The organism is Mycobacterium simiae, assembly GCF_008370645.1.
GTDB classification, from domain to species: Bacteria; Actinomycetota; Actinomycetes; order Mycobacteriales; family Mycobacteriaceae; genus Mycobacterium; species Mycobacterium simiae_A.
In genome coordinates this window covers 1-12,811 of sequence record NZ_VTZN01000021.1, presented here as the reverse complement: position 1 = coordinate 12,811, position 12,811 = coordinate 1, and the positions used below count along the sequence as shown (strand labels likewise).

The 12,811-nt window shown below is 64.2% G+C and carries 10 protein-coding genes and 4 pseudogenes; 5 read left to right on the top strand and 9 right to left on the bottom strand.

The window, feature by feature from the left end; all coding sequences use genetic code 11:
* Positions 1 to 2 precede the first annotated feature (2 nt).
* The gene (locus F0Q45_RS05755) at positions 3 to 1,424 is read right to left on the bottom strand and encodes an acyl-CoA dehydrogenase family protein (RefSeq protein ID WP_149653026.1); all 1,422 of its coding nucleotides are present in this window, start codon (positions 1,422 to 1,424) and stop codon (positions 3 to 5) included.
* Between the two features lie 268 nt (positions 1,425 to 1,692).
* The gene (hisN, locus tag F0Q45_RS05750; protein WP_149653025.1) at positions 1,693 to 2,475 is read right to left on the bottom strand and encodes a histidinol-phosphatase; all 783 of its coding nucleotides are present in this window, start codon (positions 2,473 to 2,475) and stop codon (positions 1,693 to 1,695) included.
* A gap of 23 nt (positions 2,476 to 2,498) precedes the next feature.
* On the opposite strand from hisN, the gene F0Q45_RS05745 reads away from it, so the two are divergent.
* Positions 2,499 to 2,831, top strand: a complete 333-nt coding sequence (locus F0Q45_RS05745) for a hypothetical protein (protein WP_149653024.1) — start codon at positions 2,499 to 2,501, stop codon at positions 2,829 to 2,831.
* 9 nt (positions 2,832 to 2,840) lie between these two features.
* On the opposite strand, the gene F0Q45_RS05740 is transcribed toward F0Q45_RS05745, so the two are convergent.
* The 4 genes and pseudogenes from F0Q45_RS05740 to F0Q45_RS29890 all read right to left on the bottom strand — a co-directional run.
* Positions 2,841 to 3,968 (bottom strand): PPE family protein, encoded by a 1,128-nt coding sequence (locus F0Q45_RS05740; RefSeq protein ID WP_149653023.1) that lies wholly within the window; start codon positions 3,966 to 3,968, stop codon positions 2,841 to 2,843.
* A gap of 490 nt (positions 3,969 to 4,458) precedes the next feature.
* Positions 4,459 to 5,595, bottom strand: a complete 1,137-nt coding sequence (locus F0Q45_RS05735; RefSeq protein ID WP_149653022.1) for a PPE family protein — start codon at positions 5,593 to 5,595, stop codon at positions 4,459 to 4,461.
* 376 nt (positions 5,596 to 5,971) lie between these two features.
* A pseudogene (locus F0Q45_RS05730) lies at positions 5,972 to 6,788 on the bottom strand (SPFH domain-containing protein).
* Positions 6,785 to 7,101: pseudogene (locus tag F0Q45_RS29890) on the bottom strand (nitric-oxide reductase large subunit); the annotation flags it as partial. The pseudogenes F0Q45_RS05730 and F0Q45_RS29890, both read right to left, overlap by 4 nt.
* Before the next feature lie 356 nt (positions 7,102 to 7,457).
* Here F0Q45_RS29890 and F0Q45_RS05720 point away from each other — a divergent pair.
* Genes F0Q45_RS05720 through F0Q45_RS05710 form a run of 3 tightly spaced genes read left to right on the top strand, consistent with a single transcriptional unit; the run spans position 7,458 to position 10,677 of the window.
* On the top strand, positions 7,458 to 8,258 hold the full coding sequence (locus tag F0Q45_RS05720; protein ID WP_149653021.1) for a universal stress protein: 801 nt from the start codon (positions 7,458 to 7,460) through the stop codon (positions 8,256 to 8,258).
* 25 nt (positions 8,259 to 8,283) lie between these two features.
* Entirely contained in the window at positions 8,284 to 8,934 is a 651-nt protein-coding gene (gene dosR / locus F0Q45_RS05715) for a hypoxia response regulator transcription factor DosR/DevR (protein ID WP_149653020.1), read from the top strand.
* Positions 8,935 to 8,994: 60 nt separating this feature from the next.
* Positions 8,995 to 10,677 carry a sensor histidine kinase gene (locus tag F0Q45_RS05710; RefSeq protein ID WP_373424927.1) on the top strand — a complete coding sequence of 561 codons (1,683 nt, stop codon included), beginning with the start codon at positions 8,995 to 8,997 and terminating at the stop codon, positions 10,675 to 10,677.
* Here F0Q45_RS05710 and F0Q45_RS05705 read toward each other — a convergent pair.
* A pseudogene (locus F0Q45_RS05705) lies at positions 10,657 to 10,854 on the bottom strand (Acg family FMN-binding oxidoreductase); the annotation flags it as partial. The gene F0Q45_RS05710 and the pseudogene F0Q45_RS05705 overlap by 21 nt on opposite strands.
* Before the next feature lie 18 nt (positions 10,855 to 10,872).
* Between F0Q45_RS05705 and F0Q45_RS29055 the strand changes: the two are divergent.
* Positions 10,873 to 11,303, top strand: a pseudogene (locus F0Q45_RS29055) (group III truncated hemoglobin).
* Here the strand turns inward: F0Q45_RS29055 and F0Q45_RS05695 are convergent.
* On the bottom strand, positions 11,260 to 11,688 hold the full coding sequence (locus F0Q45_RS05695; RefSeq protein WP_149653018.1) for a pyridoxamine 5'-phosphate oxidase family protein: 429 nt from the start codon (positions 11,686 to 11,688) through the stop codon (positions 11,260 to 11,262). The pseudogene F0Q45_RS29055 and the gene F0Q45_RS05695 sit on opposite strands and share 44 nt — an antisense overlap.
* A 4-nt stretch (positions 11,689 to 11,692) precedes the next feature.
* Entirely contained in the window at positions 11,693 to 12,676 is a 984-nt protein-coding gene (locus F0Q45_RS05690; RefSeq protein WP_149653042.1) for an Acg family FMN-binding oxidoreductase, read from the bottom strand.
* Positions 12,677 to 12,811: the final 135 nt, after the last annotated feature.

Below are 12,811 nucleotides of genomic sequence, written 5' to 3'. Positions count from 1 at the left end.
ATTCAGATGACGACAACACCCTCGGCGAGGCCGATGACCCGTAAATCGCGGTACCAGCGTTCGACTGGGTGCTCCTTGGTGTAGCCGTGACCGCCGAGCAGCTGCACCCCGTCCAGGCCGATTTGCATGCCCTTGTCGGTGCCGAGCCGCTTGGCCAGCGCAGCCTCGCGAGCAAAGGGCAGGCCCTGGTCGGCGCGGGACGCGCCGCGCCACGTGATGAGCCGTAGTGCGTCCAACTCGATCGCGATGTTGGCGCACATGAATGCCACGGCTTGCCGACGCGCGATGGGCTCGCCGAAGGCGTGGCGTTCCTTGACGTATGGGATGACGTAGTCGAGCACCGCGTGTGACGTGCCGACCGCCAACGCGGCCCAGCCCAGCCGGGCCAGCGCGATCGCCTCGGAGTAGTCGTCGTCGCTGGCCTGGTCTTCGCCCAGTCTGGCGCTCAGTGGGACAGACACCCCGGAGAGCTCGACCTGGCCCAACGCGGCGGCCCGAATGCCCATACTCGGGTCCGCTTTCACGGTCAGCCCTTTGGTCGACGACTCGACGATGAACAGCGCTGGCTTGCCGTTCAGCTGGGCCGCGACGATAAGAAGTTCGGCCTCGGCCGCCGCCGGGACCAGCGATTTCACGCCGTCGAGCCGGTAGCCCGAGGGGGTGCGCACCGCGGTGGTCTGTAGCCGGGTGGGGTCGAATAACGGTTGCGGTTCGGCCATAGCCACACACGCCTGCGGGACGTTGTCGCCGGCGAACTCGGTGAGGTAGGTGGCCTGCTGATCGGAGCTGCCCCAGCGGGTCAGCGCGGCCGCCACCCCACCGGGGGCCAGGATCGGCAACGCCAGTCCCATGTCGCCGTACGCCAGCGCCTCGGCCACCAGCACGTTGGTCACGCTGGAGCGATGCTCGGCGATCCCGTCGAAGTCCTCAGGAATGTTAATCGCGGTGATGCCCAATTCGGCGGCCTTGGTGATGAGGTCGGCCGGATAGGTCGCGGCATCGTCGGCGTCGTGCGCGGCGGGACGCAGTATCTCGGTGGCGAACTCATCGACGGTCTCGATGATCATCTTCTGGTCGTCGTCGGGGGTGAGGTCGAAGTAGTCGCTGCCGCTGGGCTGGAGCCGGGTCGGGCCACCCCGGAGGTTCTGCACCCGCTTGAATTGACGGCTGGCCGCCCCGGCTGTCGAAAATACGGTTTTCACGCCGTAGCGCAGGGACCGGTTCAGTGGATCGCGCAGGTGGTATTTGTCTAAAAATTCCTGGCCGACGATCGGGGTGAGGACCGCCAGCGCGACGTCGATCCCGGTCCGTTTGTGCGGCTGCAGGCCGACACCGGTCGTGCGGCCGCGTTGTTTGCTGGGCGGCCGCGATGAGCCCGAATCGGGGCCGGAAGCAGGTGTAGCAGCGGGAAGTGTGTCGGTCATGTCAGCAGCCTCGGTCGTTGGGGCAATGCGGATGAACGCTATCTTACTCCGGAGTAAGATAGCTAGCACGTGTTGCATACCTCACACCACAACAAGCTGGTCAACCAGGCAGCCGGCGCCGGCTCCGCTGTCCGGCCGGGCCGGCATACCACCGCGCCAACTGGAATCCGCACGCTGAGCAGCGTTCGTCATCGGTTGAGGCGTAACGCCGCACGGCATACCAGTCGCGATGACCAGTGTCGATCCGTACTGGTTCCTAACCGTCAGGCTAGTTCGCGTAAAGCCTCCCCAGGACCGGTCTGTGCAGCAGGCCGTTGGTCGCAACGGCGCTGCCGCCGTGCGGGCCGGGGGTGCCGTTCAAGTCGGTGAGTTGCCCGCCCGCCTCGCGTACCAGGATGTCTAATGCCGCCAGGTCCCACACCGACACCTCAGGTTCGACAGCGATATCGACGGCGCCCTCGGCCACCAGGCAGTAAGACAGGAAGTCGCCGAAAGCACGCACCCGCCACAGCGCATCGGTTAGCTCGATGAAACGTTCGCGTAAGCCGCGCTGCTCCCACCCCGACAGACTCGAAAACGATAAGCTCGCCGAATCCAGTTCTGCCACTGAGGAAACCGACAGCCGGCGCGGCTGGGTGCCGTTGACTGACGCAAAGGCGCCGTGGCTGTGCGCGGCCCACCACCGGCGGTGTAGCGCGGGCGCGGTCACGACACCGACGCACGGGATGCCATCTTGGAGCAGGGCGATCAAACTGGCCCACACCGGCACACCGCGCACGAAGTTCTTGGTGCCGTCGATCGGGTCGATGATCCACTGCCGCCCACTGAAGGTGGTTGTTCCGCCGAACTCTTCACCAAGGATACGGTCGCCGGGCCGTTCTCGCCCGAGTGTTTCACGGAGCTGTGTTTCGACCGCGCGGTCGGCGTCGGTAACCGGGGTCAGGTCCGGCTTAGTGTCGACATGCAGGTCGAGAGCGCCGAACCGGGCGCGCGTCACCGCGTCGGCGCGGTCGGCGAGGTCCAGCGCAAGGCGCAGATCCTCCGCAGTCATGCGAGCAGTCCTACCATGGCGGGGTGGGATGGGAATGGGGTGTGCTCTTCATATTGGTTGCGGTCCTCGCGGTGTTTCTTGCTCCGCGGTTCATTCGCCCCGGCCCGCGCGGCGCCCTGGCCAGCGGCACGCTGTTGGTGACCGGTGTCAGCGGGCGACCGGAGGAAACTGGCGAGCAATTCGTCACCATCTCCGGCGTCATCAACGGACCCGCTGTCAACGAGTACGCCGTGTATCGGCGGATGGCCGTCGACGTCGACCAGTGGCCGGCCACGGGACAGGTGCTTCCGGTGGTGTATTCGCCAAAGAACCCCGACAATTGGAATTTCGCGCCGGCCGAGCCGCCATCCGACTAAGGAGCCGACTCACCCGGCCGCCGGCGGATGTGCCATCACCGTGAGTCGGACCCCGTAGCGGGGAAGCACGCCGGAAGCTCGCGAGGGCGCCGGCACCGCCATTCCCGGAACACCCGGCGTGCCGGCAGCGGCCTCTTCGGTTCCCGTAATCGTGGTCAAGCCGGCGGGCGCCAATGCCGCCACGGTCCGCGTCGCCGGCGCGGCCCAGCTCGCCGGCACCGACAGTTGCCCGATCGAACCTGCCCGGCCCGCGCTGGCGAGCACAGCGTTGGGCCCCAGTCCTGCACCGACCGGCTGTTGCGCCGCCGCAAGCACCGAAGCCTCGGCTGGCAGGGTCTCCGCTGCGCTGGTCAACAACGGCGCCAAATCGGCTTCGTCTCCGATGATGCCGTCGGCGATCGACTCGACACTGTCAATCGCGCTGAACGTCGCGTAGATGGCGAAGATGGCATCGAGCACGGCGAAGTCTTCCGGAACAATGCCGGTGGCCCATGCCTGCAACCCCTGCAGGGATTGGCTTACGACCGCCACCAGCTGTGACACCGGGTCGGCGGCGGCTGCGCTGGCGTTGGCTTGGGCTACCGCGGCGCTTTGAGCGCTCAGTCCAGCCGAGTTGGTGATCTGTGACGGGGAGGAAAACGGCACTAGCTGCGCCGCCGCCGTCGAGCTGCTGGCGTAGCCGTACATCGCGGTGGCGTCTTGGGCCCACATCTCGGCGTACTGCGCCTCGGTGGCCGCGATCGCTGCCGTGTTCTGACCGAAGAAGTTTGTCGCTATCAGGGCCATCAACTGGATGCGGTTGGCGGCGATCACCGGCGGTGGCACCGTCATCGCAAATGCCTGGTCGTAGGCTGCCGCCGCGGCCATCGCTTGCATGGCTGTCTGCTTGGACTGGGTGGCGGTTGCGTACAGCCAACTTATGTAGGGTGCGGTTTGGGCTGCCATCGACTCCGCCGCGGGACCGTACCAGTCCAAGGCGACCAGGCTAGACACCACCGATTCGTAGGTCTGGGCGGTGGTGTCCAGCTCGGCGGCCAGCATGTCCCAGCTTCCAGCCGCCGCTAACATTGAGGCCGCGCCCGGACCGGTGTACATCCGAGCGGAGTTGACCTCGGGTGGCAACAGGGCGTAATCCATTGTGTCACAGCTCCTTACCTTCTTGCTTGCGTGTGATGAACTGGCCGCGATCGGCTCGATGTCTTCGTGACTGAGTGCGGCATTGACGGTGTCGTGAATTGCGGGGAGGCTCGGTCTATGCGGGCGATCCATAGCCCAAAACAGCAGTGGGTCAGCGCTATTGCGGACCCGCGGCCGTCAGAACTCGCTTCCGGCAGCACCGCTTGCTGACTGGTGGGGCGGGCCATTCGCGGAGGGCATGTGGGTGACTTTCGGTTTCGGATGCCCTGGAACTGGCAAGCCGCAGCCGACCACGCAGGCCGGTTGCACTGAATATTAAGCGACGGTCGACAAAATCAAGGTCGAATTTCCTAAGACAAGATTAAGTTCGACCACGGCGTGCTTGGGCACGTCCGCGTCGCGCGTCGACGTCGGTACCATGCTGGTGTGCTGCGGGTATCCGGACGACACGGCGCCCAGGTAGCGCAGGCGCGGGTCTAAGAAAGAGCTGTCACCCGGCCGCCGGCGGGCGCGACATCACCGTGAGCCGAACCCCATAGCGGGGTACGACACTAGAGGCGCGCTTCATTGTCCCCGTTGGCATCCCGGGTGCCCCTGGCATGCCGTGATCGGCTACTTCAGTACCCGGTATCGTGGTCAAGCCGCTGCCCGATATCGCGGCGGCGGGGCCGGCCGAGGGTGCGGTCCACGACGGCGGTACAGACAACGGCCCGATCGAACCCGCCCGGCTCATACTGACAGTTACCGCGTTCGACAGGCCGGCGCCAGCACCCTTTTCCGCCGCAGAAAATACCGGGGAGAGCCCGCCTGGCACCAACTCTGCCGGATTCTCCCCGGTGCCTAACAATCCCAGGCTGTTTTCGGCGCCAATGATCCCGGCGGCAAACGACTCGACATCCTGCGAGACACCGACCGTCGCGTATACGGCGAAGATGGCGTCAAGGATCGTGAAGTCCTCCGGGAGGATGTTTGGCCAATCCCCCACGGCCTGCAGTGCTTGGGGCACCAGAGCAGACAACCTCGACAACACCGTTGCCGCGCTTCCGGTGGAGCTGCTGACGGCTTGATTGACCGCAGAGCGTTGTGCGGGTAGCCCGTCGGGGTTGGTGCTCTGTTGGGGTGAGCAGAACGGCGTCAGCTGGGTCGCGGCCGCAGAGTTGGTGGCGTAGCCGTACATCGCAGCTGCATCCTGGGCCCACATCTCCGCGTACTGCGCTTCGGTAGCTGCGATTGCCGCGGTGTTCTGGCCGAAGAAGTTGGTAGCGATCAGCACTTGGAGCTGAGCGCGATTTGCTGCGATCGCCGGTGGCGGAACCGTCATCGCGTAGGCCTGCTCGAAGGCTACCGCCGCCGCTCTGGCCTGATTGGCGGACTGCTCGGCCTGCGAGGCGGTGGACTGCAGCCATTCCACCAAAGGGGTTGCAGTGGCCAGCATCGCCGCCGATGCCGGGCCCCACCAGTACATCGCGGTGAGGCAGGAAAGCACCGAGCCATAGCCATCGGCCGCCGACGTCAACTCCACGGCGATCATGTCCCAGCTTCGCGCAGCCGCCAGCAAGGAGCCGGGCCCGGGCCCGCTGTACATCCGCGCGGAGTTGATCTCCGGTGGCAAGAATGCGTAATCCATTACTTCACAGCCCCCCTAGGCTGGCGGTGACCTTGCGGCGGATGTCGGTAAACGCCCAAGAACCGGCGCTGGCTCGCGGGGTTGTCACAAGCGGGTGGACCGCGTGGGGCGCCGACCACCAGAAGCGTTGCCATATATGGCAAGTCGGGCCGCGGCCAGCCTACAACAGATCAACGGTTGCCAAGGGGCAGCTTTATCTAAGGGATCAGTATTCGGGGGGCCTTTCATCCCGTGCCCGACGCATAGCAGCAGGTTACAACTGGTCTGCGCCACAGTAGGGCTTCAGGTCGCCGCAGCTGCGGACTTTTGATCACGGGGACGTTAAGCCGAACTTTGGTCTTGTCGGTGAGTTCGCTCACCGCCGGCTGGCATGTGCTTAGCCACTGTGGTTGACGCTGTCTTTGCCGAACCTGGTAATGCCCTCCAAGATTTCAGGGTGGCGTAAAAACGGCGCGATGATGTCGACCGGTAGCGGGAACACCACCGTTGAATTAGGATCCGCTCCCAACTCGAGAAGCGTCTGTAAATAGCGCAATTGCAACGATCCGGGGCTCTTGGACAATATCTCGGCCGTTTGCCGTCACTTCTCTGATGCCTGTAGCTCGCCACGGGCGGTGATGACCTTTGCGCGTCGCTCGCGTTCGGCCTCGGCTTCGCGGGCCATTGCCCGTTGCATCGACTCCGGGAGCTCTACGTATTGATTTCGACTACCTGCACCTGTACATCCCATGGTTCGGTCGTCTTTTCGATGATGCTGCGCAGATCGTTGTTGAGGTCCTCCGGTGTGCCAGCAGCGTATCTAGGTCCACCCGGCCCGGCAGTGATCGCAGCGTGGTCTGTGCGATCTGCACGCTAGCCACCGCGTAGTTCTCTACCGGCAGTATCGCTTTCATCGGTTCCGTCACCTGGTACATGACGACGCCGTTGACCCGGGCTGGCAGGTTGTCGCGGGTAATCACCTCCTGAGGCGGAATGGTCAACGTGACCAGCCGCTGGTCGACTCGGACCATCTTGTCCACCAGAGGAATCAGCAGCCGCAGCCCGGGCTGATAGTGTGGGCGCACATGGCTCATCCGAAACACCACTCCGCGCTGGTACTCGCGCAGCACAGCCAGCAAGGGCACGGCAAGTGCAGCCAGCATGATGATGCCGACAACCCCTGGCACGATGACACCGATCACGGCACCGGTCATGATGACTTGTCCTCCTTGCCTTCCCATCCGCCCCAGCGGGTGGAATAGCGGTCAATAACGGCGGCCATCTGGTCCTCCATCGCGGTGCGATGCGGCAGATGGTCGGGCAGCGTTGGACGGGGTGCTCGACAGGTGCCGGGCGAGCGGCAGCCCCAGCAGCACGACGACTGCCGTGGTGCCGGTCAAAACCAGCGCATAGGCAACCGAATGACTGGCGATCAACGTCGTCAACGGCAGCACGATTCCGAGTGCGGCTACGCAGCAAGCGATTCCGCACCTCCCGGCTGATCTCGCGCCCATGACCGGATGTAGTGCTACGGGGCGACGCCCTGCGCCCATCCTCTTCCCACGAGGGGACGCGATGATTGTTGACCGGACTGGGATGCGGACGATAGCTGCTGAGCAGCCTTTTTGAGCTCTCCTGAAGCGCCTGTCGGGGCGACTGGCGGTGTCGGCGGGCGCATCACACATGATTCACATGCCGAGTCGGCGCATAGCATCCAATTTGTCTAACGCAGCACTGGTAATAGGCACTGGTAATAGCAAAGGCTCGCCGCGTGCCGTTCATAGGGACCAATGGCACCGATATCGGGACCAATGCCCCTGGAGACTCCCGGTTTCTGGCCAATAACGTGCTGGTTAGCCAACGCCCTCAGCAGAGGAGGCCCGATGAGCAATCCGTCCGCTCCGGCAGTCGTCGTCGGTATCGACGGATCGAAGGCGGCTACCCAGGCGGCGCTGTGGGCGATCGATGAGGCGGTCGGTCGGGATATTCCCCTGCGTCTGGTTTACGTCATCGACCCGCTGGAGCCCTCAGGCGGCGATGGCCGCGCTGGTCGCCAAGGCGCGGCGCACGCGGCATTATTCGATGTCTCCCGCGCTATCGAAGCTACCGGGCATCCAGTCAAGGTTGAGACCGAGGTGTTGCGGGGAAGGCCGCTCGCAAAGCTGATGGAGGAATCCCGATCGGCGGTGATGGTTTGTGTGGGGTCGATCGGGCTCAACCACGCCCGCCGGGGCGAGGGCTCGCTCGCGGCGACCCTGGCTGGGGCGGCGCTATGTCCGGTTGCTGTCATCCAGGCATCCCCCGGCGCATTAGCAGCACCCAAAGTCAACAGGGTCGTCGCGGAAGTGAACAACGGTTCGGTGCTGCGACATGCGTTCGAAGAGGCAAGGCTGCGCAAAGTCCCGCTGCGGGCCCTGTTCTTGCGCATAGCCGAAACACCCACCGAGTCCGACGACGGAAACCGTTTGGCGCAAGCTCAACTGAGCCGCCGCCTAGCTCGATGGACGCGGCTGTACCCCGGTGTTGCGGTCGAGTCGGCCATTATTCGAGGACATGCCTGCCGTTACCTGGCTGCCAACGCAAAGCCGGACCAGCTTTATGTCACGGATTCGCACGCTGCGCAGCTGTGCAACGTCTATGTGGCGGGATGTTCGGTGCTCACGGTGCGGAGCGGCAACCTGTAGGCAAGCGGATGTCAGGAGCAAGGCCTTGGTAACTGTCTTCTTGGTCGACGATCACGAGGTGGTGCGGCGCGGCCTGATCGACCTGCTCGACGCGGACCCTCAACTCGATATCGTCGGAGAGGCGGGCTCCGTCGCCGACGCGATGGCCCGGATTCCGGCGGTCAAGCCGGAGGTGGCAGTGCTCGACGTCCGCTTGCCCGACGGCAACGGCATCGAATTGTGCCGAGATTTGTTGTCCCGCATGCCAAATCTACGCTGTCTGATTCTGACATCCTACACCTCCGACGAGGCGATGATGGATGCGATTCTGGCTGGGGCCAGCGGGTATGTGGTCAAGGACATCAAGGGAATGGAATTGGCTCGCGCTGTTAAAGATGTGGGTGCGGGGCGGTCACTGCTCGACAATAAGGCCGCGGCGGCGCTGATGTCCAAGTTACGCGGTGCCACCGTCAGGCAGCCGGACCCGTTGTCAGGTCTCACCGATCAGGAGCGGACGCTGCTGAGCCTGCTAAGCGAGGGTCTCACCAATAAGCAGATCGCCGATCGGATGTTCTTGGCGGAAAAGACGGTGAAGAACTACGTGTCGCGACTGCTGGCCAAACTGGGTATGGAGCGCCGAACGCAGGCCGCGGTCTTCGCAACGCAATTGAAGCGCTCGCGCTTGCCTGGTGATTAGATAACGCGCAGCATGATTGAAGACAGTCTTCCCGTCGAGGCGAGCACCGCCTTAGACGATATGCGTCCGCTGCGCCAGACGCTCTCCCAGCTACGACTGCGTGAACTGCTGGTTGAGGTGCAGCACAGGGTCGAGCAGATCGTGGACGGCCGCGACCGCCTCGACGGGCTAGTGGAGGCGATGCTCGTCGTCACCTCGGGTTTAGACCTTGACGCCACCTTGCGCACGATTGTGCACTCGGCGACCAATCTGGTCGACGCTCGCTATGGCGCCCTGGAGGTGCACGACCGGGACAAGCGGGTGTTGCAGTTCGTCTACGAGGGTGTCGACGACCAGACCGTTCAGCGCATCGGCCACCTACCTCAAGGCTTGGGGATCATCGGCCTGCTTATCGACGAGCCCAAGCCCTTGCGACTGGACGACATCTCGTTGCATCCGGCCTCGGTGGGTTTTCCGTCGAACCATCCGGCCATGCGCACCTTTCTCGGGGTGCCGGTTCGGGTGGGTGACGTATCGCTGGGCACGTTGTATCTGACGGACAAGACCAACGGTCAGCCGTTCAGCGACGACGACGAGTTGCTGGTTCAGGCGTTCGCGGCGGCCGCGGGTATCGCCATCGCGAACGCCCGGCTTTACCAACAGGCCACCGCGCGGCAGTCGTGGATCGAGGCCACCCGCGACATCGCCACCGAATTGCTCTCCGGCGCCGAACCCGCAACGGTGTTCCGGCTTGTCGCCGAGGAAGCGCTCAAGCTGACCGAGGCCGATGCGGCCCTGGTGGCCATTCCGCTGGACGAGAACGCGCCGGCAGTCGACGTGTCGGAGCTTTTGGTGATCGAAACCGTCGGCAGCGCTGTGGCTTTCGCTGGCGGGCGAACCGTTCCAGTGGCGGGCACCGCACTCGAAGATGTCTTCGGCAACAGCACGCCGAAACAGGTCGACGAGATCGGCTTGGACGGTCTTGACGTGGCGGGTCCGGCTCTGCTGCTGCCGCTGCGGGCTACCGACACCGTCGCCGGCGTCGTTGTGTTGCTGCGCCACAGCAGTCCAGGACCCGCTACCGATGAACAGCTGGAGATGATGGGTGCCTTCGCCGATCAGGCTGCCCTGGCCCTTCAGCTGGCCAGCTCCCAGCGTCGGATGCGCGAACTCGACGTAGTGACCGAGCGGGACCGCATCGCGCGTGATCTACACGACCAAGTGATCCAACGGCTGTTTGCCATCGGTCTGGCGTTGCAAGGTGCCGTGCCGCGGGCACGTGTTCCCGAAGTCCAGCAACGACTCTCGGAGGCGATAGACGACTTGCAGGGCGTCATCCAAGAGATCCGGACGACGATTTTCGACCTGCACGGGGCGTCACAGGGCATCACGCGGCTCCGGCAGCGAATCGACGCCGCCGTCGCCCAATTCGCCGGCTCCGGGTTGCGCACGACAGTCCAATTCGTCGGGCCGCTATCGGTAGTGGACAGCGCGCTGGCTGATCAGGCCGAGGCGGTGGTCAGGGAAGCGGTCAGCAACGCGGTACGGCACGCACACGCGACCACGTTGACGGTTCGGGTCAAGGTGGACGACGACTTCTGCATCGAGGTGAGCGATAACGGTTGCGGGATGCCCGCTGAATTCACCGCCAGCGGCCTGACTAACCTACGTCGTCGCGCCGAGGAGGTCGGTGGTGATTTCACCGTCGAGAGCACAGCCGGCAACGGGACCGTGTTGCGCTGGTCAGCCCCGCTCCTCCCATAGCTGCGGAGGCCATTCGACGACTTCGGCGAGTTCGCGTCGCGGCGTTGCCGGCAAAGGGTCGGCGTTGATCGGCGCCCAGCCCACTCGCAGCAGCATCTGTGGGTAGCTACAGGCGCCGAACACGTCCGCCCGCACGGCTTCGCGCGTCTTCTCGATCTCCAACGGTTCGGTGATCGGGGAACCGACGTCGAGGCGCTGCCGCGGCGCTTCTACGGCCGGGCCTGCTCCGACCAGCTGCTGCGGGAGCCGTTCGCCGAACTGCGGGCTAGCGGCCTGGAGGCGCACCTGCCGATCATGTGCGACTTCTGGTAGACCGTCCTATTCGGTGCCGGACTTTACCGGGTTGCGCTTTGACTGCGCACCGAGACCTCCACGAGCGGACTCCACTGCGCGATCACCACTTCGTCCGCTGGCTGACCATCTCGAACGACACAGTTGATGCGATGTATCGGGGCCCGGCGGTCGAGCGTACGAAAGTGCAGGGCGCCAGAATCGCCTGGGCCCTGCACCGCCGGCTCAACGGCTTTGACACTCGCGAACTCGACGCGCTGATCGTCGTTGAGCTGCGCTCACTGAACTGCGTCACGCAAACGTTTCGGCGCGGTCCGGCTCCGGTCCGAACTTGAAGTGACGGCCCGTGATTTCGGACGGGATCACCCGCATGTAGTGGAGCTTCAATGTCGCGATCCACGGCGACAATTTGGCCTGTTCGGCCCGCTGGATCTCGGCGTCAGTTTTCAGTACCTGTGCCCGCCCTTTGACGATCACGCTCCAGCCTTCGGTGGTGGTGTGATCGTCGGCCTCGAACGCCACTGGGCTATTCGTCACGGCGAGAAAGAGTTTGGTACCCTCCGCTGTTCGGAAAAGCACGGTGCGATCCTGCACAACATAATTGACCGGGAAGATTTCGGGCTGGCCGGCAATGCTGGTAACCAGCCGGCCTAGTGCGGCGCCGCTCAGCAGTTTCCAACTCTCGTCGTCTGACAGATACGTAACTGGGTCGTCGAGCATCGACTTAACCTTTCTCGGTCGTTTGGCGGATTTCCAGGACGCGGTCTAGTGGCCGCCGCGGGGTGGGAGCAAGAAGGTCGTCGATCGGCGGTGTGATGCCGACGCGGATCAAGACTTGGGGCTCGCCACGTTGGCCGATCATGTTGCGGACGATGTCGCGGCTTTCGCTCGATTCGATCAGATGGGACAACGTGCAGGTCGCCAAGCCGGCCATGGTGCATTCGAGTAACACGCTGGATAGCACTTCGCCGCAACGCAATACGTCAGCCCGGGTGTCATCAGGTGTCGACAGTACAAGGATCTTCGACCAGTCCGCGGTGATTCCGGCACGGCGATCCTGGTGACTGCGGACCGGGAAATCCCGGGCTACGTCGACGCGGAGGCGTTCGGTGTCGGATGCCAGCGCGCTTGGTGGCACGCCCTCAGCTAATGCGAATGGTGAAGTCCACCAATCAAGTTCGGCATGGTACGACGGATCATCGCGTCGCAGTGCTTCGCTGAGCTGTGACGCCTGCACCAAGTGTGGCCGTTGCTCGTCGGCGAGGACATGCAGCAGCGCAGCGTCATTGTCGACGATGCCGAGCAGGACGGGTTCGAAGAGGTGCCAATAGCTGGGGCGGTCAAACGGAAGCCGATCGGTGCGCCGCTGCAGAATCGCCTGGGCGCGCTTATGCTGGGCGTCGCTGACGTGATCGATGGGGCTGAATTCGACTGTGGCCAAATGGTCGAAGTTCTTCGGATCGGGGAAGCGAGTGATGCTGGCCTGCCAGTGCGCGGCAGTCACGGCGATGCGGAGGTGGTCGAGCACTGCGCCGCAGCTCATGAGTGCTTCACGGCCGGAATGGTCGGTGGCTGGGACGGTTCGGTGGCGATCGACGAACAAGTGAGCGGTGCGGTCTTTGGCGTTACCTTCGACTACCCACCGCCAGGGTTGGCTGTTGTGCACCGACGGCGCCCGGCAGGCCAGCAGCACTGCCTTTCTGAGCACCTTGGTCTCCACGCGCTGGGACGTTACGGTGGTGTTGTCGTGGCTCGGTAGGGTCATTCGTCATTCGAGCAAATGCCTTGTGTCACGGTCGGTTCGTAGTAGTCGGCGGCGGGGATCCTGGTCGGTGGGCGTGGT